The sequence below is a fragment of the Burkholderia sp. 8Y genome (assembly GCF_902506145.1).
Classification (GTDB): domain Bacteria; phylum Pseudomonadota; class Gammaproteobacteria; order Burkholderiales; family Burkholderiaceae; genus Caballeronia.
This window is the reverse complement of the sequence record NZ_LR733520.1, coordinates 1,463,110-1,486,826: the sequence shown is the minus strand read 5'-3', so window position 1 is coordinate 1,486,826 and position 23,717 is coordinate 1,463,110. Positions and strand designations below refer to the sequence as shown.

The 23,717-nt window shown below is 65.1% G+C and carries 24 protein-coding genes and 1 pseudogene; 11 read left to right on the top strand and 14 right to left on the bottom strand.

Annotated features, from left to right (window positions below; all coding sequences use genetic code 11):
* Positions 1-93 precede the first annotated feature (93 nt).
* Both GV035_RS17470 and GV035_RS17465 read left to right on the top strand, forming a co-directional pair.
* A pseudogene (locus GV035_RS17470) lies at positions 94-921 on the top strand (EamA family transporter).
* A 72-nt stretch (positions 922-993) separates the two neighbouring features.
* Positions 994-1,152: a hypothetical protein gene (locus GV035_RS17465; RefSeq protein ID WP_159836264.1), complete on the top strand. Its 159-nt coding sequence runs from the start codon at positions 994-996 to the stop codon at positions 1,150-1,152.
* Positions 1,153-1,204: 52 nt separating this feature from the next.
* On the opposite strand, the gene GV035_RS17460 is transcribed toward GV035_RS17465, so the two are convergent.
* Positions 1,205-1,522, bottom strand: a complete 318-nt coding sequence (locus tag GV035_RS17460) for a hypothetical protein (protein WP_159836263.1) — start codon at positions 1,520-1,522, stop codon at positions 1,205-1,207.
* On the bottom strand, positions 1,519-1,716 hold the full coding sequence (locus tag GV035_RS17455; RefSeq protein ID WP_159836262.1) for a hypothetical protein: 198 nt from the start codon (positions 1,714-1,716) through the stop codon (positions 1,519-1,521). Before GV035_RS17455 ends, GV035_RS17460 begins: the two co-directional genes overlap by 4 nt.
* Between GV035_RS17455 and GV035_RS17450 the strand changes: the two genes are divergently transcribed.
* Positions 1,690-2,601, top strand: a complete 912-nt coding sequence (locus GV035_RS17450) for a recombination-associated protein RdgC (protein WP_159836261.1) — start codon at positions 1,690-1,692, stop codon at positions 2,599-2,601. The two genes, GV035_RS17455 and GV035_RS17450, sit on opposite strands and share 27 nt — an antisense overlap.
* Before the next feature lie 26 nt (positions 2,602-2,627).
* Here the strand turns inward: GV035_RS17450 and GV035_RS17445 are convergent, their stop codons facing one another.
* The 5 genes from GV035_RS17445 to GV035_RS17425 form a co-directional block, all read right to left on the bottom strand.
* Positions 2,628-3,689: a GGDEF domain-containing protein gene (locus tag GV035_RS17445; RefSeq protein WP_159838023.1), complete on the bottom strand. Its 1,062-nt coding sequence runs from the start codon at positions 3,687-3,689 to the stop codon at positions 2,628-2,630.
* Positions 3,690-3,762: 73 nt separating this feature from the next.
* Positions 3,763-4,506: a hypothetical protein gene (locus tag GV035_RS17440; protein WP_159836260.1), complete on the bottom strand. Its 744-nt coding sequence runs from the start codon at positions 4,504-4,506 to the stop codon at positions 3,763-3,765.
* 490 nt (positions 4,507-4,996) lie between these two features.
* Positions 4,997-5,869, bottom strand: a complete 873-nt coding sequence (locus GV035_RS17435) for a DMT family transporter (protein WP_159836259.1) — start codon at positions 5,867-5,869, stop codon at positions 4,997-4,999.
* A gap of 67 nt (positions 5,870-5,936) precedes the next feature.
* Complete coding sequence (locus GV035_RS17430) at positions 5,937-6,848, bottom strand: YihY/virulence factor BrkB family protein (RefSeq protein ID WP_159836258.1); 912 nt, start codon at positions 6,846-6,848, stop codon at positions 5,937-5,939.
* A gap of 130 nt (positions 6,849-6,978) precedes the next feature.
* Complete coding sequence (locus GV035_RS17425) at positions 6,979-7,182, bottom strand: hypothetical protein (RefSeq protein WP_159836257.1); 204 nt, start codon at positions 7,180-7,182, stop codon at positions 6,979-6,981.
* A gap of 204 nt (positions 7,183-7,386) precedes the next feature.
* Here GV035_RS17425 and GV035_RS17420 point away from each other — a divergent pair, with 204 nt between their 5' ends.
* Complete coding sequence (locus tag GV035_RS17420) at positions 7,387-8,865, top strand: NCS1 family nucleobase:cation symporter-1 (RefSeq protein WP_159836256.1); 1,479 nt, start codon at positions 7,387-7,389, stop codon at positions 8,863-8,865.
* A gap of 14 nt (positions 8,866-8,879) precedes the next feature.
* Here GV035_RS17420 and GV035_RS17415 read toward each other — a convergent pair whose 3' ends face one another.
* Positions 8,880-9,200, bottom strand: a complete 321-nt coding sequence (locus tag GV035_RS17415; protein WP_159836255.1) for a hypothetical protein — start codon at positions 9,198-9,200, stop codon at positions 8,880-8,882.
* Positions 9,201-10,401: 1,201 nt separating this feature from the next.
* Positions 10,402-11,319, bottom strand: a complete 918-nt coding sequence (locus GV035_RS17410) for a LysR family transcriptional regulator (protein ID WP_159836254.1) — start codon at positions 11,317-11,319, stop codon at positions 10,402-10,404.
* 236 nt (positions 11,320-11,555) lie between these two features.
* On the opposite strand from GV035_RS17410, the gene GV035_RS17405 reads away from it, so the two are divergent.
* The 3 genes from GV035_RS17405 (at position 11,556) to GV035_RS17395 (ending at position 12,802) form a co-directional block, all read left to right on the top strand.
* Complete coding sequence (locus GV035_RS17405; protein WP_159836253.1) at positions 11,556-11,903, top strand: hypothetical protein; 348 nt, start codon at positions 11,556-11,558, stop codon at positions 11,901-11,903.
* A gap of 28 nt (positions 11,904-11,931) precedes the next feature.
* A complete protein-coding gene (locus tag GV035_RS17400) occupies positions 11,932-12,165 on the top strand; it encodes a hypothetical protein (protein ID WP_201303992.1) in 234 nt (77 codons plus the stop codon).
* Between the two features lie 103 nt (positions 12,166-12,268).
* Complete coding sequence (locus GV035_RS17395) at positions 12,269-12,802, top strand: cupin domain-containing protein (RefSeq protein ID WP_159836252.1); 534 nt, start codon at positions 12,269-12,271, stop codon at positions 12,800-12,802.
* Positions 12,803-13,100: 298 nt separating this feature from the next.
* Here GV035_RS17395 and GV035_RS17390 read toward each other — a convergent pair whose 3' ends face one another.
* On the bottom strand, positions 13,101-14,042 hold the full coding sequence (locus GV035_RS17390; RefSeq protein ID WP_159836251.1) for a DMT family transporter: 942 nt from the start codon (positions 14,040-14,042) through the stop codon (positions 13,101-13,103).
* Positions 14,043-14,362: 320 nt separating this feature from the next.
* Between GV035_RS17390 and GV035_RS17385 the strand changes: the two genes are divergently transcribed.
* A complete protein-coding gene (locus GV035_RS17385) occupies positions 14,363-14,863 on the top strand; it encodes a DUF883 family protein (protein WP_236572646.1) in 501 nt (166 codons plus the stop codon).
* A gap of 1,039 nt (positions 14,864-15,902) precedes the next feature.
* Here the strand turns inward: GV035_RS17385 and GV035_RS17380 are convergent.
* Together GV035_RS17380 and GV035_RS17375 are read right to left on the bottom strand one after the other, a co-directional pair.
* On the bottom strand, positions 15,903-16,172 hold the full coding sequence (locus GV035_RS17380; protein WP_159836250.1) for a DUF1488 domain-containing protein: 270 nt from the start codon (positions 16,170-16,172) through the stop codon (positions 15,903-15,905).
* A gap of 224 nt (positions 16,173-16,396) precedes the next feature.
* Positions 16,397-16,618, bottom strand: coding sequence for an FmdB family zinc ribbon protein (locus tag GV035_RS17375; protein WP_159836249.1), 222 nt, complete (start codon positions 16,616-16,618; stop codon positions 16,397-16,399).
* 133 nt (positions 16,619-16,751) lie between these two features.
* Here GV035_RS17375 and GV035_RS17370 point away from each other — a divergent pair, with 133 nt between their 5' ends.
* Positions 16,752-17,297: a DUF4142 domain-containing protein gene (locus GV035_RS17370; RefSeq protein ID WP_159836248.1), complete on the top strand. Its 546-nt coding sequence runs from the start codon at positions 16,752-16,754 to the stop codon at positions 17,295-17,297.
* A gap of 63 nt (positions 17,298-17,360) precedes the next feature.
* On the opposite strand, the gene GV035_RS17365 is transcribed toward GV035_RS17370, so the two are convergent.
* Entirely contained in the window at positions 17,361-18,062 is a 702-nt protein-coding gene (locus tag GV035_RS17365) for a carbonic anhydrase (protein ID WP_159836247.1), read from the bottom strand.
* 233 nt (positions 18,063-18,295) lie between these two features.
* Between GV035_RS17365 and GV035_RS17360 the strand changes: the two genes are divergently transcribed.
* Entirely contained in the window at positions 18,296-20,884 is a 2,589-nt protein-coding gene (locus tag GV035_RS17360; protein WP_159836246.1) for a tetratricopeptide repeat protein, read from the top strand.
* Between the two features lie 62 nt (positions 20,885-20,946).
* On the opposite strand, the gene GV035_RS17355 is transcribed toward GV035_RS17360, so the two are convergent.
* The gene (locus tag GV035_RS17355) at positions 20,947-21,723 is read right to left on the bottom strand and encodes a hypothetical protein (protein ID WP_159836245.1); all 777 of its coding nucleotides are present in this window, start codon (positions 21,721-21,723) and stop codon (positions 20,947-20,949) included.
* A gap of 655 nt (positions 21,724-22,378) precedes the next feature.
* Here GV035_RS17355 and GV035_RS17350 point away from each other — a divergent pair.
* Positions 22,379-23,716: a hypothetical protein gene (locus GV035_RS17350; RefSeq protein WP_159836244.1), complete on the top strand. Its 1,338-nt coding sequence runs from the start codon at positions 22,379-22,381 to the stop codon at positions 23,714-23,716.
* Position 23,717 lies beyond the last annotated feature (1 nt).

Below are 23,717 nucleotides of genomic sequence, written 5' to 3'. Positions count from 1 at the left end.
GGCCCGTGCCGCGCTTCGCTTATAAGGGATTGCGCAATACAAAGCGCGTGCGTCGTTTAGACTGACTGCTTCAGCGACAGGAGTGTCGAACCGATGTTCAGCTACGTTGGCGGCTGCGTGCTCTTCGCCGCGCTCTTGCACGCGACATGGAACGCGATGCTGCACGGCAACGCGGACCGCTTTCTCTCGATGACATGGATGAGCCTGTGCATCGGCGTGGTATCGGTCGTCGCGATCCCTTTTTTGCCGATGCCCGCGAGCGGCGCATGGCCGTGCATCGTCGCGTCGGGGCTCGTGCATATCGCCTATAACATGGCGCTCGTGCGCGCGTATCAAGGCGGCGATCTCGGCGCGACCTATCCGATTGCACGCGGTTCGTCGCCGATGCTCGTCGCTCTCGGCGCGGCGCTCTTTGCGCGCGAGCATCCCGGCGTGCTGCCGGTGGCGGGCATCGTGCTCGTGTCGTCCGGCATCGTGTGGCTTGCGTTGCAGCGCGGCAATCTCTCGCGAAAGGGGCTGTCCGCCGCGTTTCTCACGGGCGCGACCATCGCGGTCTATACGGTGATCGACGGCATCGGTGTGCGCGCTTCGGGGCACGCTTTAGCCTATACGGCGTGGATGTTCGCGTTCTATCTGCTGATGCCGCCGCTTTTTGTCGCGATGCGCGGGCGGCATGCGCTGCGTGCGCCTGCCGGCGTCGTCGCGCAGAACATGGCGGGCGGGCTCGTCTCGGTGGCCGCGTACGGCATCGTCATCTGGGCGATGCAGTTCGGCGCAATGGGCGCGGTGTCCGCGTTGCGCGAAACGAGCGTCGTGTTCGCGGCGTTGATCGGGCGCATCTTCCTCGGCTAGCAATTGACGGCGCGGCGCCTCATGGCCTGCTGCGTGATAGCGGCGGGCGCGGTGTGCATCGGCGCGTAAGATTTGCGCGCCGTGCAACGACGCCAGCACTACAATGAAAGCATCGCCCCTTGAGCCCCGAAGGAGGTTGCGATGACCGAGCCAATGATCACCTTGATGGTGGGAGTCGTCGTGGTGCTATGCGCCATCGTGATTCTCGTGATGCATCACAAGCACCCGAACATTTATCCGCCGAAAGCGCGCTGGCTGGACACGCATCCGCCGCGAGACTGGACGCATCGCAGACACTGAACGAACGTGCGGGAATCATGCTGCGCCGGCCTCGGCCGGCGCGCTTTCTTTGTCAACGCCGCGGACCTTTCATCGCTTCGGATTCCATCGCCGCATGCCGTTCCTCGCTGCTTTCTATCGGGTCCATGCCATCGTCGATGAATGCCGAGGCGCGTTCCGCCACCGAGCGCGTGTCGTCCTCCGCGTCTTCGTCGGAAGCGGGTTCTTCGCCGGGCGGTTCCAGCATGTCGCGCAGCATCGCGCGCAGTTCCGCCGTATTCCACGGCTCGCCGCGCTGCTTTTTCCTTTTGATATAGTGCCTGACTTCAGCGTCTTGCTCGGGCGTGAGCGGTAGCCCGCGAAACGTGCGGCTCGCGTCTAGATCGATCATTCGAACCTCCTCGCCTGATGCACGCGTGCATCGAAAGCGTCCTCAGTGTAGTCCCGTTTTCGCGGCTCGATGCGCGCATCGCCGTCCATGACGTCGTGCGTCTCGCGCCGCGCGGCATGCGTCGTATAGAATGGCCCGCTTTTCCGAACAACATCGAAAGCGCCGCCATGTGGTTCAAGAATCTTCAGCTTCACCGTCTTCCCGTTCACTGGACCGTCACGCCCGATCAGATGCACGAGTGGCTCGCGCCGCTCGCGTTCAGCGATGCTTCGAGCATCGAGAACGAGCGGCGCGGCTGGGTCTCGCCGCGCGGCGACGATGTGCTCGTGTACACGGTCAATCGTCAGATGCTGCTCACGTATCGCGCGGAGAAAAAGCTGTTGCCCGCGTCGGTCGTCACGCAGTTTGCGAAGGAACGCGCGCTGGAACTGGAAGAGCAGCAGGGCTTCAAGCCGGGGCGCAAGCAGATGCGCGAACTGAAGGAGCAAGTGACGGATGAACTCCTGCCTCGCGCCTTCAGCATTCGCCGCGACACGCGCGTGTGGATCGATCCGGTGCATGGCTGGCTCGCCATCGACGCGGCATCGGCCACGCTCGCCGACGACATCATCGGCTTGCTGGTGAAGTCGATCACGGATTTGCCGCTCGCAAGCGTGCGTGCCGCGCGCTCGCCCGTGTCGGCGATGACCGAATGGCTCCTGACTGGCGACGCGCCTGCGGGCTTCACGCTGGATCGCGATACGGAGCTGCGTTCGGCGGGCGAGAACAATGCCACCGTGCGTTATGTCGGCCATGCGCTCGAAGCGGAGGACATGCGCCGCCATATCGAAGCCGGCAAGCAATGCATGCGTCTTGCGATGACCTGGGACGACCGCGTGTCGTTCGTGCTGACGCCGTCGCTCACGCTCAAGCGCGTGAGCCCGCTCGACGTCATCAAGGAAGCCGCCGATCCCACGGCCGCGAACGACGACGAACGCTTCGAATCCGACTTCCTGCTGATGACCGGCGAACTCGCGCGGCTCTTTGCGGCATTGACCGAAGCACTGGGCGGCGAAGAAGACCTGCGCGCGGCCGCCTGACGCGGCCACCGTGCCGCGCAACGCGCTTACGCGGCCGACGACGACGCGAACGCGTACCCGTTCTTGCCGTTGCGCTTGACGGTGTACATCGTGTCGTCGGCGGCGGCGACGAGCCGCCAGTAATCCGTCACGCGATCCGGAAAGCTCGCAATGCCGATGCTCGCGCGCACGAGCGACAGGCCCATGCGCGCATCGGTTTCCGCGACGCAATGGATGATGCGTTGCGCGATGGCCGCAAGCTCCAGATCGCTCGAAAACTCCCTCACCAGCACGGCGAATTCGTCGCCGCCTATCCGGGCGACGATATCGCTGTTGCGAACCGTCTGCCGGAAACGCCGCGACACGGCGATCAGGAACTCATCGCCGATGCGGTGGCCGTGCGTGTCGTTGACACGCTTGAAGCCGTCGAGGTCGATGTACAGCACGGCGATACGCTTGACATCCGGACCAACCGGTAACGCCTCCGCTGATTCCTCCAGCGCCGCGAAGAGCTTGCGGCGATTCGGCAGGTCGGTCATCGCATCATGCAGCGACGCATGCTCGAATTCGCTCGAGATGCCGACGAGTTGCCGATTGCGTTTTGCATACATTCCGAGCGCGGTGATGAGCACGCCGAACACGATGGCCGACAACGCGATCAGCGTATGCGACACGCTCACGATGCGCGCGCGCACGTCGCCGCTCGCGCGGTCGCGTTCGTTACGCCAGTACGCGTCGGCGGAATCGAGCGCGGCGCTCGCCAAGTTGAAGTCCGATGCCGGCAATAGCGCGGACGGCGGCAGCGCGGGCGCGGGCGTGGGGCTCGACGCGATGAGCGCGTGCAGGCTCGCGAGCCGCGCCGCCCACTCGATGCGCGCCTCGCGGTATCCGGCGCGATGCTGTGCATCGTTCGCGGAAGCGTCCTTCAGCGCCAGGGCGGATGCGCGCGCCGTATCCGCCCGCTCGACCGCCTGAAGCACCAGTCCGACATATTCCTGCTGAAGTTGCGCGGAAAAGATCGCGCGCACCTGGTATGCAAGAAACAGCAGGCCGATCAGCAGACACAGCAGCGCAGCGGCGGCCATCGGCGCGGGGCCGGGCACGCGCAGCCGCCGGGCGTACGCGCGCGCCTCGTCCAGTGCGTGTCCGGCGCGCGCCGCGAAGGCGTGCGTCGGGCGAATCTCACGGACGGGAGTAGTCCTCTCGCTGGCCGGATGTGGCATTGCGTCGATAGCTCACTCGATGGAAGAACGCGCCCACGCGGGCGAACAGTCCCGGCTCGGCCTTGGCACGCGACGCACGATGGCGCGCGGCCTCTTTTGCCTGCGCCGTGCGGACCGGCTGGCCGTTTGCGCCGCGGCTCGCCCGGCTGGCCGCGACCGTCTCCGATGCGGCATTGGACGCGGTTCGCGGTTGCGGCGCCGCATCCTGTGATGCGCCCGTGACCGGCAAGACCGGCGCGGCCGCGACGGTGCCGAGGCTCGTGGTGTCCGAGGTGTCGGCGGTATCGGCGGGCGGATTGTCGGCGAGCGCGGTGGTGTCGGCGTGCGCCGCGACGAGGCTCGCCGTGGGCGGCGGCGCCTGCACGATGCCCGACGACAGTGTTTGCGAGGGCGGTCCCGCCGCGATCACTGGCTGGTCGATGCCGAGCGTGCGGCGCGCGCTCGCCATCGCTTCGGTATAGACGCGCTGATCGTGATTGAACCACATGCTGTACGCGACCGTGCCGAGCACGCCGATGCCGAGCGCGCTCGCGGACGCCATCCAGAGCGCGAGCCGCCCGAAGCGCGGGGGCGCGCGCGGGGCGTCGAGATCGTCGTCGAAGTCGAGCGGGGTCTCGGACGCGGCCAGAGGGACGGAAGGATCGTTTGCGGGCGTCGCGGCGCCCGCAAACGGCTCTTCGGGTAGTTCAGCGTGGTGAGGCATGGCTGCGCCCTCCAGAACAGGTACGTCGACGGCGGCGGGCATCGACCGCGCATGCACGTTGCGCGAGTCGCCGCAGGAAGCCGGATGAAGCGCCAAAGCGAACAGTGCAGATCTCGTTCGCTTTGGCGCTTCATTCGAAATGAATGGTCAAACAGAAGCACGCTGGGAGTCCGAACGGCGTCGTCCCGAGCCGGGCGCTGTGGAAAGCGCGGGCAGCGGACTGACGGTTCGTGTCCCAGTTAATGTAACGCTTGCCGAGCGCCGGAAAAATCTGCCAGCTTCGGCGGTACTCGAAATTCGGGGCGACGCGTGATGCGGGCCTGAGCGGCAGAGCGCGTGACGCGACGGCGCGGAATCGCTTGAATACCGAATACTACCGTAGCATCGCGCAGGCCAGCCGGCGGCGTCGGCCATTCCTCAGATCAGCGCCACCGGACTTGGTTGCATCGCGCACAGACTGAGCGCGAACTTCTATGAGACGCGGTGCATTCTAACGTCTGCCGCGCGATAGCACGACGAGCGCGATGCCGCCGAGAATCGCCGCCGAACTAATGAAGAGGCGCACCGTGAGCGCTTCGCCGAGCAGCGCGACGCCGCCCGCCGCCGCGATGACCGGCACGCTGAGTTGAACCGTCGCGGCCGTGGCGGGCTTCAGCCCTTTGAGAGCCGCGTACCAGGCGACGTAGCCGAGTCCCGACGTGATCGCGCCGGAGGCCACCGCGTAGCCCAAACCGGCGGCGTCGAAAGTCGTGTGCGTCTGAGCGAGCGCAAAGACCGCCGCCGCGATGGGGAAGGCGCGGAGGAAATTGCCGGCGGTGGCGGTGACCGGATCGGCGAGGCCGCGGCCTCTCAGCGAATACACGCCCCAGCCGACGCCCGCCACGATCATCAGCGCCGACGATATCGGCTGCGGCGCGGCCAGCCCCGGCAGCACGAGCCAGACGAGCCCGGCGAGCGCGAATGCCAGCCCGAGCCATTGCCGCGCGGCAAGACGTTCGCCGCGAAAAAGACCGTAGCCGATCATCGTCGCCTGCACCGCGCCGAAAAGCAGCAGCGCGCCCGCGCCCGCCGGCAGGCCGACATAGGCATAGGAGAACGCAACCGCATACAGCGTGAGCATCGCGGCCGACGCCCAGCTTCCCGCGCGCCGCGCATCGCCGCCACGCGCCGCGAGAATCAGCCACAGCACGAGCGCCGCCGACGCGATGCGCGCGAACGTGAACGTCGCGGCATCGATCCGCGTGCCCTTGAGCGCGAGCCGGCAGAGCAGCGAATTGCCGGCGAAGGCGAGCATCGCGAGCGCGGTGAGGACCGTGAGGGCGGTGAGCGGGGCGCTGCGCGCGGCGGGTTTCGGTTCGTCCATCGGAAGTCGGGCGACTCAAATGCGCCCAATGTATCGCAGCGGCGCGGCGCGGGCATCGTGCAGCGTGTCAGTCGGTGCGGAAGGACGGCGGCTTGTCCGCCTGCGGTAAACCGAATCGCTCGAACTCGGAAATCACCTGCGCGCCGAACAAGAGCAGCGTCGCCAGGGCTTCGAGGCTGAACAACACGACGATCGACGTCGTGAGCGACCCATACACGACGCTCACCTGCGAAAGCGTCGCGAAGTACCAGACGAGCACGTGCCGCGTGATCTCCCACAGCACCGCCGCCGTGATGCTGCCGAGCAGCGCGAGCCTGAGCGACGGCCGCCCGACCGGCATCACGAGATAGATCGATGTCAGCACGAAGACTTCCCCCGCCACGCCAAGCAGATAGAGCAATAGCCGCGACGCGCCCTTGAGCGACAGTTCGAAGCCGAGCAGGGTGACGCTGTTGTCGCCCATCGCCTGCAAGCCGTTCGACACCAGCGTGACGATCAGCATGCCGACGCCGAGAAAGAGGATGTAGCAATACGGCAGCAACGCGGACAGCAAGAAGTGGCGCCGGCGAATGGCGACGCGATGCACGAAGATGACCGACATCGCGTTCTCCAGCACGGTGAAGGCGAGCGAGCTGAAGAAGATCATCGTGACGAGCAGCAGCCAGCCGATCACCGCGCGATGCGTCAGAAAATTGGCGAGCTCGCGCACGATCGCGCGCGCCTGTCCCGGCACCAGCCATTCGAGCAGATGCGCGAGCGTGTCGAGCAACTCCTGCTGGCCGACGAACTTCGACAGCACGATGACGATGAGAATCAGGAGGGGCACGATCGAAAGCAGCGCGTAGTACGCGACCGCACCGGCGAGCAGCATCCCCTGGTTTGCGCGAAACGCCTTCACGGTACGCATCAAAAAAGCGACTGGATGGCGCGCGACGCTTCTGATTTGTGGCCCGAGCACGGGCCCGAGAATTTTCGACATGGAACCTCCGCGACACGCGCGTGCGACGGTCATGTGACGGTCGGGAGACAGTCGTACGATGGCCAGCCCCATGTTCAAGGCGACGACGGGACGCCAAGCCGCGAAGCAACTTGCACGCCCGAAGCGTGGCCTATCCCGCGCGATGCGTCTTCGTGCGGCGCTCGGCCGCCTGCTGCGCGGCTTCTTCGAACGCGATGTCGAGCAACGCATCCACATCGTGCGCGGGCAGATCGGCAGCGTCGATCCAGCGCAAGCGGCAGAAAAGCGCGAGGGCTTCGGCGGCAGCGGCGAAGGCGAGGTTCAGATCGCGGGCGGGAAGGCGTTTTTTTCTCATGGCCGGCATATCGGCAAGCGAGCCGTTTTACTTTAATCTCTGTTAACGGCTGGCGCGCGCCAGCCGTTGCCGGGCCCGCACGCAACAACGACCTGGCGATTCGCATCTCCATCGCGGCTTCATTTGTCTGTCGAACGCGCCTCGAGCGACGCATCACGCGCCGCTATCGGACGCGGCTCGACGCTTTGAACAGAGGGGACGATCATGCCAGCTTCGCACGTCGCGGAACCCTCCGCGCTCGGTCCGGGCGCCGATGTCCAAGTCGTCGACGCGGACGAGCGCCTCTACAACCACGATCTCGCGCCGGTGCCGCGCGCGCGGCGCACATGGACCGGCTACAGCATCTTCGCGATGTGGATGTCCGACGTGCACAGCGTCGGCGGCTATACGTTCGCGGCGAGCCTCTTTTTGCTCGGATTGTCCGGCTGGCAAGTGCTGCTTGCGATGACCATCGGCATTCTCGTGGTCTACGTGCTGATGAACTGGGTCGGCAAGCCGAGCCTCGTTCACGGCATTCCGTTTCCCGTCATGGCGCGCGTCTCGATGGGCGTGATGGGCGCGAATCTCGCCGCGCTGATTCGCGGCGTCGTGGGCATCGTCTGGTACGGCGTGCAGACGTACTTCGCGTCGAAGGCGGTCGCCACGCTGCTGCTGCTGTTCGTGCCGTCGGCCGTTGCGCTGCGCGACACCACCTTTCTGCGGCTCGACCTGCTCGGCTGGGTCAGCTTCCTGTTCATGTGGCTGCTGCAACTCGTGATCTTCCAGCGCGGCATGGAGATCATCCGCAAGTTCATCGACTTTTGCGGGCCGGCGGTGTACGTCGTGATGTTCTTCCTGATGGGATGGATTTTGTATCGCGCGGGGCTAGGCAGCCTGAATCTCACGCTCTCCGGCAAGGTGCTGCCGGGCGATGAGCAATTGCACGCAATGGTGAACGCGATCCTGCTGGTGGTGAGCTACTTCGCCGCGCTGCTGCTGAATTTCGGCGACTTTTCGCGCTTCGCGAAAAGCGAGCGGCAGATGAAGATCGGCAATTTTCTCGGCCTGCCGTTCAACTTCATCGCGTTTGCCATCATCACCGTGATCGTCACGGCGGGCAGCGAGAAAGTCTTCGGCGCGATGATCATGGACCCGGTCGAGATCGTTTCGCGCATCGACAACAAGATCGCGGTGGCCGTCGGCAGCATCACGTTCGTCATCGCGACGATGGGCATCAATATCGTCGCGAACTTCGTCTCGCCGGCCTATGACATCGCCAATCTCTTTCCGAAGCATGTGGACTTCAAGAAGGGCGGGTTAATCGCGTCGGTTCTCGCGGTTGTCGTGTGCCCGTGGATTTTCGTCGATAGTCCGAAGGCGATCACCATCTTCGTCTCGGTGTTCGGCGCGGTGCTCGCGCCGCTCTATGGCGTGATGATGGCCGACTATTACCTCGTGAAGCGTCAGCACGTGAACGCCGCCGAGCTCTACACGATGCAGCCCGGCTCGCGTTTCTACTACGACGGCGGGTGGAACAAGGTCGGCCTCGCGGCGCTGATCGTCTCCGGCGTGATTTCGGTCGGCTGGGAACTGTCGACGCAACTGCTCAAGGCGCTGCCGCCCAACAATCTCGGCTGGTTGATCGGCGCGGTGGCGGGCGCGCTGCTCTACATACTCTTCATGCGGATCGCGCGGCGCACCTGAGGTTCATCCGGCTTTCATTTGAGCCAGCGGCGGACGTCCTGCTCCCAGTCGGGCTGTCCGCAATTCGGCGGATTTTCCGGGCCGAGCACCGTGATGTAGCCCTGCGTCTTCATGCACGCCTCATAGGCGCGAACCTGCGTGCAGCGGCCGGGGCCGGCCTTCTTCGACGCGGCTTTGCAGGTGTCCATTGCGTGGTCCATGCCGCTGAAGTCGGCGTCGACGGATTCGCTGTCAGGCGGCGGATTCGCGCTCGCCGAGAATTCGACGGGACCGGCGCAGGCGGCAAGCGCCAGCGCGGACGAAATGACGAGCGTGCGTGCGAGACGATGGGGCATTGGGCCGTTTCCTTGTGTGAAAGCCGGTTGGGTGTGATGCGGATAGTAGCGTGTGGTTTGGCGTTGTCGGGCGTCGGCTTGCTGCATCGTTCGGGTTGGGAGGATCGCGCAGTTGGACGAGACGTTGCGAAAGGGGCAATGCGCCTTGCGGCGAATAGTATCGGGGCAGTTTTCATCGCGCGATTTCCGTGTGCGCCCACATTCTGGCGTGCGGCCGCCTGCATCGCCGAGTTCGAGACGATCGCGCAGCCGAACGAAACGTTGCGAAATGGGCAATGCGTGGCTTGCCGCGGACCGTATCGGCGCGCTTCTATACGCGCTTGTTTCGTGCGCGAACGCATTCTCGCGTGTCGGAATGCCGAACGGCGAATGCCGAATGCCGAACGCGGAATCCCGAACGCCGAACGCCGAACGCCGAACGCCGAACGCCGAACGCGGAATGCCGAAACCCGGATGCCGAATGCCGAATGCCGAACGCCGAACCCGACTGCCGGATGCGAATGCTTAATGCCGAATGCCGAATGCTGAATGCCGAATGCCGAATGCCGAATGCCGAATGCCGAATGCCGAATGCCGAATGCCGAAGCCGAATGCCGAATGCCGAATGCCGAATGCCGAATGCCGAATGCCGAATGCCGAATGCCGAACGCCGAACGCCGAACGCCGAACGCCGAAGCCGACTGCCGGACGCCGGATGCGAATGCTTAATGCCGAATGCCGAATGCTGAATGCCGAATGCCGAATGCCGAATGCCGAACGCCGAATCCGAATGCCGAATGCCGATTGCCGATTGCCGGATGCCGGATGCCGAAGCCGAAGCCGAAGCCGAATGCCCAATGCTCAATGCCCGATGCCCCACGCGGAATGCCGAATGCCGGATTCGGATGCCAAATACCGGATGCAAACGCCGAAACCGAATGCCGGTCGGACACCGCACACGGCGCACGGGACATCGCAAACCGAAAACGAAAACGGAAAACGGAGAACGGAGAACGGAGAACGGAGAACGGAGAACGGAGAACGGCAAACGTCCAACGGCAGACAGCTCAAAGCAGACAACAACGCCAGACACCGAACGCAAGACAGTAGACAGCGAACCGCAGACAGAGAGCGGCCGACAGAACCGGCCAAAAGCGGACAGCACAGCGCGCAGAGCAAGACCCAGAGCAAAGAGCAAAGCGCAAAGCGCCGCCCACACCCCTCACCCCATCTGCTCAGCCAGCGTCCCTTCGACGAACTCCTTCAGGAACGCCACCCACGTCTTGATCTTCGCATCGAGATATTGCCGGGAGGCGTACATCGCGTAGATGGTCATGGTCTGCAGTTCCCACTCGGGGAGCACGCGCACGAGCTCGCCGCTCTTGATGGACGGCAGCGCGGACAGCGCGGGCAGCGGCGCAATGCCGAAGCCATCCGCCACCGCGACGGCGAGCGCATCGGCGGAATTCACCCGCAGGCGCCCCGGCGGAAGATCCACCTCGGCGCGTCCTCGCGGGCCCTCGAAGGCCCATCGGTCCACCGGAAAAAAAGTCGTGACGAGCTGAAGGCAGGCGTGCTTCGACAGCTCCTCGATGTCGCGCGGCACGCCCGCCCGCTTCAGATAGTCCGGCGACGCGCACAAGAGGCTCGGCATCGAGCAGATGCGCGTGGAGACGAGCGCGGAGTCCGGCAGCGCGGATGTCGTGACCTGCACGAAGACATCGTAGCCCTCGTCCAGCATGTCGGGGACATTCTGCGACAACGTCAGCTCCACCCGAACTTGCGGATGCGCCTCCAGATAGCGGGTGAGCGCGGGCACCACATAGTGATGCCCGAACGTGATCGGCGCATGCATGCGCAGCACGCCGCTCGGCAGCACCCGGGCGTCGCCGGCTTCGGCTTCGGACAGATCGACGAGCGCGATCACCTCCTTGCATCGCGCGAGATAGCGGTTGCCGGCATCCGTCAACGCGACGCGCCGCGTCGTGCGGTTCAAAAGCCGTGTGCGCAGATGCGTCTCGAGATCGGTGATGGCCCGTGACGCCTGTGCCGTCGTGATGTCCAACTGCTGCGCCGCCGCCGTGAAGCTGGACGCTTCGGCCACGCGCGCGAAAATCCGCATGCTTCGCAACAGGTCCATTCGCTCGCAACCTTTTTTGACGAAGCCCGCACTATCCCATGTGGGCGCGCGTGCGCGCAACCGCGCGCCGCCGCGACGCCGCCATCTGGCAACGCCGCTTCCGCCCGGGCGTTGCAGCGCAGACCGAGCGTTCGTTTCAGCGTTCACATCTGTTACAGCCGTTGTAACGCAAGGCGGGGCAGGCCCCTCTAACATGCGTTCATGGCCGTGCTGCGGCTGTTCGGGCAGAGGACAAAATGAACATCAAAACGTATATCGCACTGGGGCTGACCGTCTGCGCGGGGCTCGCTTGCGAGGCGGCTTTCGCGGGCGTGAGCATCGGAGTCAATCTGGGCGTGCCGGTGGTGCCGGCCGAGCCGGTGTATGCCGCGCCAGCGCCCGTGTACGCCGCGCCGCCGCCGGTCTATGTCGAGCAACCGGCGCCTGCGCCGCCTGTCGTGTATCAGCCCGCGCCGGTCGTTGTCGCGCCCGCGCCGGTTGTCGTCGTCGGCTGGCACGGGGATCGTTACTGGGACGGCGACCGCTATTGGGACCGTCGCGACTGGTACGCGCATCGCGGCGGCTACGAGCATCGTCATTGGTAGGCACGGGGACGTCGGGGAGCGAATTCTCATGAAAAAGCGAATCAGAAGCGTAGCCGGCAAGCGTGTGGCCGTTGTCTCGGCCACGCTCTCGCTCGCCGCAGCGTTGAGCGGCTGCGTCTACGCGCCGCCTTATGGCTATGCACCCGCGCCGGCCTACGGCTACGCACCGGCTTACGGCTATGGGTATGCGCCGGCTTACTACGCGCCGTCGGTGTCGGTCGGAGTCGGCTTCGGCGGCTATGGACATTGGCATGGCCGCTGAATCGCGTTAGACGGGCGTCGTTTTGTGGGAATGAACGGCGCCCGCCGAGTCCGCGACGGGAACGGCCGTTGCTGCGCTGCTCTCATTCCAAGGAGAAACGCATATGGCCGAGCACACCGAAACCGAGCAGGCGGCAAACGCCCGCTGCGAGCCGTTCATGCTCGCGGCGAACGGCTGGGTGCCGAACAACGCGCGCCTGCCCGTGCTCCTCTGGCACGGCGCCATCGATCCTCAGGATCGCGATTGCGGCAGCCGCTTCGAGGCGCTTTTTGCGCAGAACGGCTGGCCGCCGCAGTGGCGCGACAGCGTCTTCGACTATCACCATTTTCATTCGACGGCGCATGAGGCGCTGGGCGTCGCGTCGGGAGAAGCGGAATTGATAATCGGCGGTCCGAAAGGGCGCGTGATCGCGCTGCGCGCCGGCGATGCGATCGTGCTGCCCGCCGGCACCGGCCATTGCCTGCTGACGAGCGGCCGCCGCTTTCAGGTGATCGGCGCTTATCCGCCGGACCAGCAGTGGGACATTCGCCGCGATGCCCTCACCGACGACGAGCGCCGCGCGATGGAAGCGTTGCCCTTTCCGGACAGCGATCCCGTCGGCGGCGAAAGTGGACCGCTCACGCGTCTATGGCGATAGCGGCGGCATTCACTGCGTCGCCTACTGTTTTGCGCATGCGGCCCGCTGGCCGCGCACGAGCGGCGGCCGCTCGATGACGCGCGTCGCGAGCCCGATTGCGCAGGCCGCCCGCCATGCCATCCACCACTTCGCTTACTGTTTCCCTGCATGCCGCATCCCGCCCGCCGCCGATGCCCGAGCGACAACCGCTCGACGACGCCCGTCGCGAGCGCAGCACCCGCGAGCACGACGGCCCAAGCCACCGCCGTTCCCGCCGAAACATGCTGGACGGCCATACCGGGCGCATCCACCACGTCGCTTACTGTTTCGCGCATGCCGCGCGCCGCCCGCGCACGAGCGGCAGCCGCTTGACGACGCCCGTGGCGAGCGCGGTGCCCGCGAGCACGACGGTGCAAGCCGCCGCCATGCCCGCCGACACATGCTCGCCCAGAAAAAGCGCGCCCCACAGAATGCCGAAAATCGGGATCACGAACGTGACGGTGATCGCCCGCGCCGGTCCCGCCACCGCGATCAGGTGGAAAAACACCATGTAGGCCACACCTGTGCATGCGATGCCGAGCCCGAGCACCGCGCCCCAGGCCGTGAACGACACCGCGCCCGCAGGCCACGCGACGAGCGCGAACGGAAGCAGCACGATCGTCGCCGCGCTCATGGTGCCGGCCGCCACCGTCAGGGAATCGACGCCCATCAGATGCCGCTTCGTGTAGCTCGCGGCGATGCCATAGCAGAGCGTCGCGGCCAGCGCGGCGAGGGCGGCGAGCGCCGTCGTCATCGGTGTGGTCGCGGACATCGAGCCGTCATGCGCGAACATCTGATCCCACACGAGCGCCATCACGCCTGCGAAGCCGATGGCAAGTCCCGCCACCCGCAGCCGGCTCAGGCGGTCCCCGAGCCAGAGGTAAGCGACGAGCGCGCCCCAGAGCGGCGTCGTCGCGTTGATCACCGAGGTGACGCCTGCGGACAGCGTCAATTCCGCGTACGCGAAGAGGCAAAACGGCGCGGCGGAGTTGAAGACGCCGACCACGAGGAGCGGCCAGGCGCGCCTGCGCATCGTCGCGAATGCCTCGCGCGGGGAGCCGCGCACCAGCAGCACGATCAGCAGGAAAGCCGCGCCGATGCCCACGCGCAGGGCCATCAGCGGCGCGACGTCGAGATCGGTCACGCCGACGCGGATAAAGAGAAAGGAGCCGCCCCACAGCGCGGCAAGAAGTAGCAATTGAGCCAGATTGACGGGATTCATGACGGCATCGCTATGAGAGTCGGGAACGAAGCCATCGTAGCGGCGCGCGAATGCGCGATGCTTCGGCGCGACGTGAAATGAAAAATGCGGGACGCGCTGGCTTCGCCTGATGGACGACGATCGTAGGCGCGCCGTGTCGCGGCGGCAAACGAGCAATTCTCACCGGTATGTGAAAGAAATTGCGATGAGCGCGGATGCTTCTGCGTCGCACGGCCTATGCCGTTCGGTCGAGTTGCGGGTCTCGCTCGTCGGTGCGACTCTTGCTGGTCGAACGACGGAAGGCTCGTGTAGTGAACATCAACGACGCAAAGGAGAGCGCCATGGAGAACGCGAACGCAAATTCAAAGCCGAGCGGTACGGGAGGCACCGGAAACGCGGCGGCATCGCCGGGCGAACCGTCCGTGTCGCGCAAGGCCGTCGAGCGCGCGATGGACGCGGCGCTCGGCCCCGGCATGGAGCACAGCGGCGAGCAGAACGCCGCTCCGCACACGCCCGGCGCTGTGCAGCAGCCCGCGCGCAACGCACCGTATCCCGCGCCTTACCACGCTCGCGGCAGCGTGCTGGAAGGCGGCGACAGTCCCGCCGTGCTCGGCCAGCCCGCTTCCGCCGCATCGCAAGGGCAGGGCAGCCCGTTTCGTCCCGAACGCGTGTCGGCGGGCCGCCGGGCGCAGCGCGTGATCGCGGGCGCACAGGATGTCGCCGTCGCGCGCTATCGGGTGGTCACGGAAGGCACCGATGATTTCGTGCACGACAACCCGTGGAAGTCCATCGCGGTGGCGGCGATTGGCGGGCTGATCGTCGGATTGCTGATCGCGCGCTGACGTGTCGCGGGTCGCTGCGGGGCCACGTCGTTGCGCGGAGGCAGGATCGGCGCGGCACTCATCGCTGTGCCAGATCGCCTTGGTCGCATTGATGACGAAGCTTGCGTGAACCGCGAAGTCGGGACGCAACGCAGCGCGAACGTGCCGAAACACGGGCCGGAGCCTTGCTGCGTGCTGATCGTACATTCACGACTTTCTTGCGTTCACGCTGGTGCATGTGCGGCTTCGGACGGGTCCCGCTCGGTCACGCTGCCGCTGTTGCGGGCTTGCATCGTCATAGCGGCCGCAGGCGCTTTTCGTCGATACGCGTGTAGCCAACGGAGGGCTGTTGCTGCGGCGCGCTGGTGCTCTAGCTGACCCGTCCGGCGATTTAGTGCTGCACGCCGAGATATCGAAGCACCGCGAGCCGGGCATTGTTGCGCGAATAGCGACAGAGGCATGGATCACGACTGATCGCGCTCGCCAGGGAGAAAGCCGGCACCCGCGCGACACGCTGCCGCAAGCCGCCTACGACGGCCTTTCCAGCGCGACGCGCTGCCGCAATCCGCCTTGAACTGACGCAACTTTCCCGCGTTCGCGCTCGGCACGCGCGGCTTCGAAACGGCACAGATCGGTCGCGCTCCCGCTGTTTGCGGGCTTGCATCGTCGCGGTGGCCGCGGGTGCTTTCTGTCGATACGCGTATAGCGACGGAAAGCCAGTTGCTGCGGCGCGCTGATGCTCTAGCTGACCCGTCCGGCGATACAGTGCTGCACGCCGAGATATCGAAGCACCGCGAGCCGGGCGTATCGTGCGAGTGGCGACAGAGGCATGAATTACGACTGATATCGCTCGCCATGGAACAAGCCCGCACCCGCGCGACACGCTGCCGCAAGCCGCCCACTATGGCCTGTGCCGGACGCCGTGGCCCGTCTGATGAGTATTGAACAAGCTGTCGCGCTTCTTCGCGCCTGATTGACTGCCGCGATCCCTTGCGGCCATGTCTCGTCGACGCTGCCGGCGCTCATGTGAGTCCGCGCGGCGGCGTCGACCTGCGACACGTCAGGCAGTCTTCTTAAAGTCGCTGGTTTCGAGTTCGACCGACTCGCCGCCATTGCGCTCGAGCGCCCGGCGCGCGGCCTCCTCGATCTGAAGGCGTCCTCCTTCGAACGCGCTCAAGATGGCGTGCGACGAAGTTCCGGTGTTACCGAAGTGGTCGTTGAGCGCATCCAGAGACACGCTGCACCAGACTTCGCGGCCGTCCACCGCCGCTTCGAATGCGACACGCGCTGCCGCTACCACATGACGCCGCCCGCTGAACTCTATCGTCATCCTGATCACCTCCTGTTATTCGTTCGAGTAACCGTTTCGACTAGTGTGGGAAAAGTGGAAAGGCTTGGTACACGCTGACCGCGATGTTCGCGACGAAGAGGCAGGACGCCGGCATCGATGCCGCTGCCGTTTTCATCATACGCCGCGCGGCGCGTCCGGAGGACATTGCAACGCGTATGCCCGGCCGTTGCCAAGCATGGCGCGGCAAAGAGGTAATCGTCGCTTCAGCAGCACGGACAGCCGCCGCGATGCCGCATGCCGTAGCTGCCGACGTCTTCGCTGACGGGCTGCGAGCTGCCGCTCGATCCGACGGATGGCGCGCCGATGGTCACGCGCCCAGCCGTCGCGCCGCAGCCGGGGCAGGCGGCGGGTTCGTCGCGTTCGGCTATACGGCGGACTGCTTCGAACGCGCCGCATTGCGAACACTCGTAGTCGTAGACAGGCATGGCGTATGGGGAAAAGGACGGGGAAGTGAAAGTGTAGCAAGCAAGGCACTTTCCGGCGGAAGAAGGCGCGGCGGGCCACGCGTGGCACCGCCATTGCTAAAGAAGGGTGCTATCACCGCCAAAGGAGGCATCAATGAAACGCAATGCAGTTCTGCTCACCGCGCTGGCATCGGCGCTTTTTGCCGCCGCGCCGGCAGTCGCGCTCGCGCAGACGCAGGCGGCCAGCACCACGATGGCCAACGACTTGTCCGCGCCTGACAAGGAATTCGTGCAGGCCGCGTCGATGTCCAGTTCCACGGAAATCGACGCCAGCAAGCTCGCGACCAAGCAGTCGCAAGACAAGGATGTGAAGAACTTCGCGCATCACATGATGGTCGATCACACCAAGCTGACGATGCAGCTCAAGATGGCCGCACCGCATGGCGTGACCGTGCCGAAGGATAATTCCGACACGGCCGTGCTCGACTCGCTGAAGGGGCTGAAGGGGAAGGAATTCGATACGGCCTACATCCAGAAGGTCGGCGTGCAGGGGCACCAGCAAGCGGTCGAAGCGTTCAAGAAGGAAGCCGAAGGCGGCCAGAACGCGGATCTGAAGAAGGCCGCGCAAAAGGCATTGCCGACCATCGAGCAGCATCTGAAGATGGCGCAGGACCTCGCCGCCAAGAAGGGCGTGCAATAAGCATCGGAGCGTCGGCAAGACGGCGCGGCGTTGCTCGCCGCGTCGCCGTCGCGCCGACGGGTTTTACCGCGAGCCGCTGTGCAGCAGCCGTTCGCGCGCCTTAGGAATCGATTCGAACGCGCCTGCGCTTTCGTCGAAAACCGACACCTCGCCCTGCCCGATGTCGTAGACCCAGCCCTGCACCTGTAGCTGGCCGAGCGCGAGCCGTCCCGCGACCGCCGGGTGCGTACGCAAATGCGTGAGCTGAAGGCGGATGTTCTCTTCGACCATCGCCTGCACGACGCGCGTTTCCTCCAATTTTCTCGTCATCACGACGCTGCGCGCGGCTTCCGCGTTGCGCAGCCACGCGTGGACCGTCGGCATTTCGTCGGCGATGGTCGCGCCCGACGCGAGCCCCTTCATCGCGCCGCAATCCGAGTGGCCGCAGATGACGATCTGCCGCACGTTCAGCGCGAGCACGGCGAACTCGACCACCGCCGAGACGCCGCCGAGCATTTCCCCATAGGCCGGCACGATATTGCCGATGTTGCGGCACACGAAGAGTTCGCCGGGATGCGTCTGGGTGATCATTTCCGGCGACACGCGCGAATCGGCGCAGGTGATGAAAAGCGTGTGCGGCGCCTGCTGGTGCGCGAGGCTCTTGAAAAGGGCCTCGCGGTCGGGAAAGACGAAGCGGCTGAAGTCTTCGGCGCCCTGCAAGAGATACAGCAGGTCGGGGTTATCGGAGCCTTTGCGCTCTTCGTTCATCGTCAATTTGTCGGACATGGGACCTCTTCGATTTACAGACCCGGCGCGCCTCACGCGCCGCAACCGAGAGCTTGCGGGGTTTTGAGATGATCCGCAAGCGGCATGGAGAGGCGCGGGCGCGGCGAGGCGCCCGTCGGGGCCGCGTTTCACTTCTTGCGCGACTTTATAGTTAATGACGAATCCGTGCGGGCAGTCTGTTAGTTTTACCCTCTAAAAACTTTCCCGAACAGCGGTCCCGCGCGTTTCTGCTCATGGTCTCCGATCCGAATCTCTATCACACCGCAGCCGCTCATTACTCGAACGGGACCTTCGACGCCGCGCTGGACGTCCTGCAACCAATGCTCGACGATCCGGCAGCCGACCCCGAAGCCCGCAATCTCGCCGCTATCTGCTGTTATCAACTGAACCGCCTGGACGATGCGGAAGCACACTGGCGCCGCATCATCGATACGCATCCGGAACATGCCGGCAGCTACGGCAATCTGGCGAATCTGCTCATGGCGCAGGGCCGGCTCGTGGATGCCGAGCCGGTGTATCGGCGGGCTGTCGCGATTCGCCCGGATTTTTCGGAAGCGCATTACAACCTCGGCAATCTGCTGCGCACGCTCGGCCGGGCAGCGGAGGCCGAAGCGTGCTTGCGCGAGGCACTGCGCCTTCGCCCGGAACTCGCCGAAGCGCATTACAACCTCGCGAATCTGCTGAGTGGCGCTGGACGCGTGGCAGAAGCGGAAGCGGCGTACCGCGACGCCACGTCGGTCCGTCCCGACTATGCAGAGGCGTTCAACAATTGGGGTAACCTGCTGCGCGAGCAGGGACGGCTGAAGGAAGCGCGGGCGGCCCTGAGACGCGCGGTCGCGCTGCGTCCTGACTTCGACATCGCGCATCAAAATCTGGGTCTCGTTCTTCAGCAGATGGGCCAGTACGCGCGGGCACAGGTTTTCCACCGTCGCGCGGCGCGACTGAGCCCCGCTTATCTGGAAGCGCATTGCAGCCTGGGCGACGCGCTGCTCAAGACGAGGCGCATGGCCGAAGCAGAGACGGCATTCGAAGCGGCGCTAGCCATCCGCGCGGACTGCACGCAGGCGCTCATGGGCATCGCGTGCGCGCGGCGTGAAACCGGCCGCATGAAGGAAGCCGAGCAGATCTATCGCGACGTGCTCGACATGCAGCCGGATCACTCGGACGCTCGCGCGAGCCTTGCTCACCTGTTGCACGACGACGGTCGCGTGAGGGAAGCGGAGGCGGCGTATCGCGCACTCGCCGCGCAACATCCTGACAATCCCGACGTGCACTACAACCTCGGCGTGCTCCTTGCCAGCGAGGGTCGCCTGCCTGAGGCCCAAGCCGCCTATCGGAGCGCGATTGCACTGCGTCCGGACTTCGCTCACACCTACACGAATCTGGGCCGCGTCATGCGGGACATGAACCAGCTGCCGGAGGCCGAGGCCGTTCTGAGGCAATCTATCGCCATTGAGCCGGGGTCCGCCGAGGCCCACAACAACCTCGCGAGCGTGCTCAAGGACATGAGCCGGATGGACGACGCCATCGAAGCGTTTCGCCGTGCGGTCGCGTGCGCGCCCGACAATGAATGCGTGCATCGCAATCTGAATTACGCGCTGACCTACTACGCGGAAGACTCCAAGACGATCCTCGACGAATGTCAGCGATTTTCCGCGCAACACGAAGCGCCGCTGCTTCAGCGTGCTGTTGACTATACGAATGACCGGTCGCCGTCGCGGCGCCTCAGAATCGGCTACGTCGCGCCGGACTTCCGGACGCATTGCCAGTCGATGTTCACCGCGCCCGTTTTCGCGCAGCACGACCACACATCGTTCGAAGTATTCTTCTACGCAAGCGTGAAAGCGCCTGATGCGGTAACCGAGTCGTTTCGCGGGATGGCCGATGTCTGGCGCGACGTCCACGCGCTCGACGACGAGGCGCTCGCCCAACTCATCCGCGATGATCGCATCGACGTGCTCGTCGATCTCACCCTGCACATGGCGGGCGGCCGTCCGCTGTTGTTCGCGCGGCGGCCCGCGCCGGTGCAGGTGCAGTGGCTCGCGTATCCGGGCACGACGGGCAGCCGCGCGATCCGCTACCGGCTCACCGATCTCTGGATCGATCCGCCCGATCAGCCGGGCGTCGGCGAGCGCTACAGCGAGCAGACGCTCTGGCTGCCCGAGACGTTCTGGTGTTTCGATCCGCGCGTCGCGACGACCGACGCGCCCGACGTCGGGCCGTTACCGGCGCAGCGCAACGGCTTCATCACATTCGGATGCCTGAATAATCCGTGCAAGGCATCCGGACGCACACTTCGCATGTGGGCCGCGGTGCTGGCCGCGACGCCGGACGCGCGCTTCATCCTTTTGGCAGAGCCCGGCGCGCGGGAACGCTTCAGTGAACGTCTGAGCGCATTGGGCGTGGACATGTCGCGCGTCGCGTTCGTCGGTTATCAGGAGCGCGGCGCGTATCTGAACACCTACAACGCCATCGACATCGGTCTGGACACGTTCCCGTACAACGGCCACACCACCAGCCTCGACGCCTTGTGGATGGGCGTGCCGGTGCCGTCGCGCGCGGGCGAAACCGCTTGCAGCCGCGCGGGACTGAGCCTGCTGATGAACCTCGGATTGCCCGAACTCGTGGCGTATGACGACGCGGCTTACGTCGATATCGTCACGCGCCTGGCCAGCGATACCCCGCGGCTAGCCGGACTGCGCGCATCGCTGCGTTCCCGCCTCGAGCATTCGCCGATGATGAACGCTCCGCGGTTCACGCGCAATCTCGAGAACGCCTATCGCGCCATGTGGCGCGAGTGGTGCGCCACGGGTGCCGGCTGACCGGCGCTTTCACGTCCGGCCCCGCGAGCGGGCAGCGGTCGAGCCCGCGTTAAGCGATCCCCTCAGAGCGCATCCATCCCGGTGACCGGTTCGACAGGACGCACGGCATCGGTCGGCACGGCTGTCGCATGGCGACGCAGCCGGTTGATCGCCGAGAGCCCCATCGACAAGCCCGGGTCCAGATAGTGAATGATGAGGCTGCGGCGTTCGCCCGCGAGCACATCCAGGTTGCAGTGCTGCATCAGGAATCCGTTGAACACGTACACGTCACCCGCGAAGCCTCGAATGCGTGAGCAGGAACCGCGTTCGAGGTGACGCTGCGTGCGCGCTGCGCGAAGCGGGAAGGGCAGGCCGCGCTCGCCCCATTGCACGCTCTTGCGCAAGAGGTTGTCGCGGCGTCGCGGAATGCCGCGCGTTTTCGGGTAGACGACGAGATCGCCGCTCTTCTCCTGATCGCTCGCCGTCTTCAATACGATGACGAGCGTGAGCACGTGCGAGTCGAAATGGCGGCAATGACTGCCCGCCGTCGTCGTGCTGCTTCCGATGCGAAGTCCAAACCACGGTCCGACCGTCGCGTTGACCGGCATCGTCGACTTGAGCCAGTCGGACGCGGCGCGCACGGCCTCGTTCTCGAGTGTCTTGAAGGCCGGAATGTCGCGCAAGGTATGCACGACGTCCTTGGCGCTGCCGAAAAACTGTTCGTGGTCCTGCGTCGCGGCATAGGCCGCATCCAGCATGCGGTTAATGGCGCTCAATGTTGCCTGTGGCACCACGGATTCGAATACCGCGATACTGCCCTTCGATGCCTGCGTCAACGCGGCACGGTCTTGTGCGTTCATATGCGCTCTCGGAGATGACGTGAAAAAAGACGGCGATTCGTTGAGGCGCGAGGTTCATCGGGGGCCGCGTGGCGCGGGCCTCGTAAAGAAGAGCACGGCGTTGCCGTAGCTCACGCGTGCGGCGTCGCAGGCGTGCGTGCTGGTCTGACTCATGGCGAGCCTCTTTGAATTTTTTTGATGCGTTCGATACCGCGACCCCGCGCGTCCGGCCCCGACCGCCTTCCGGTGCGCATTTCTTTCTGGCTTGTTTGGTACGTAATCCTACACGTATCCAATCGTACCGATATGGCCTTAATGTACGACGTCCCGCGCGTTTGCGGCACATGACGATGACGAGGAAAAACCCGTAGCGGTACGACAATAAGCCCGCTTATGTTCGCTAACGATCGCAGCAAACGTTTCGATTCGTGGCATCGGCGCTGCTCTGTTGCGAGCTTTATGAGCGCAAGCGGACATAGCAAACGTGAACGTGAACAATCGCCCGGAACGAGCGTGCGTAGGCGCACGGAGGGGGCTGCATGGCAACGGTAAGTTTTCGACAACGGGGGCGGGCCTGGCCGGGTTCGTCGCGCTGGAAGCACAGCGCATACAACAAGAGGCGATCGGCGGTCGAGTCTGCAACCGACGATCCCCGGCGACATGCGACGGTGAAACAATGAACAGGGCATCGCTCGAAGACAAGCTGTGGGTCGCGACGTTTTTCGCCGCCGTGGGAAGCGACGTGCTCTCGGGCGTCGTGCGCTACTACACGTCGATGATCGGCGTGCCGCAGGCGGCGTATCTGCCGAAGGTGGTGATGCTCGCGTGGGTGCTGTTCACGCTGATCAAGCGTCCGAAGGCGAGTCATGCGCTCATTGCGCTCTACATGCTCGCGCAGTCCTGTGTGTCGCTCTCGCATGGCGTCGTGCCGCAAGCCGTCGCGTTCTGGGTGTGGACGGTGGCGCCCATGCTCTTCGCGCTCACGGCACCGCGCGACGCGCTTGCGCTGCTCAACGGACGCGTCGCGACTGCGGGCTTCATGGTGCTCGCCGCGCTCTGCGGCATCGGCATTCTCGCGAACTCGTTCATGACGCTGCCGTGGGTCGGCACGAGCGTGTCCGTGGGCGGCCATAACGTGCGCGTCGCGGTGTCCTCTTATGTCGGCATCGCGTCGCGGCTGTCGGGCTTCGGGCGCGACAGCGCCTCGACGGGACTCATGGCCGGTCTTCTGACGACATGGCTTCTCATGCGGACCGACAATCGCTGGTTGCAGTGCGCGTTGCTCGTGGCAGCGGGCGCGGCCATTCACGCCACCACCAACAAGACGGCGCCCGTGGCGCTCGCGCTTGTCGTCGGTGTCCACTGCTTTTTCTCGACGATGACGATGAAGCGCGCCTGCCTCTGGGCGACCGCGTTCGCCATCGGCTTTCCGCTTGCGTCGTTCATCGCGGCGTCGGCGTTCAATCTCTCCGGCACCGGCTACGTGACGCTTGCTTCGTTTCAGGACCGCATGTTCAACACATGGCCGATCCTGATAGAAGGACTCCTGAAGAATAACCGCATCTGGCTGGGTCTCGGGCCGGGCGGCTTCGGCTCGGCGTCCACTTACTACGAGAGCGCGTTCGGCTTCAATGTCGCCTATGCGGACAACACGGTGCTCTATGCGCTCGCGAGTTTCGGCGCGTTCGGCGCGGTGGCGCTCATCGGGTTTTTCGTACGCGTGATGTTGCGAGCGCAGCCCGACGACCGGTCTTCCTGGGCCATGCTGCTCTATCTGTTGTTCGCGTGCGCGACGACCGACATCTGCGAATCCATCGGCTGTCTGCTGTTTCTCGGCATCACGCTCGCTTATCTGCGTCAGGGCGCATTCGCCATCGAGCCGCATGCACGGCGCATGGCGATGCCATCGACCGCGACGCAATGGCGGCCTCGCATGCCGGCGGCGACTGCCATGCAGTCGGTCCGTCGCGAGCCGATGCTCGAATCCGCGCACGACGGACTGGGGAGCCTTTGAC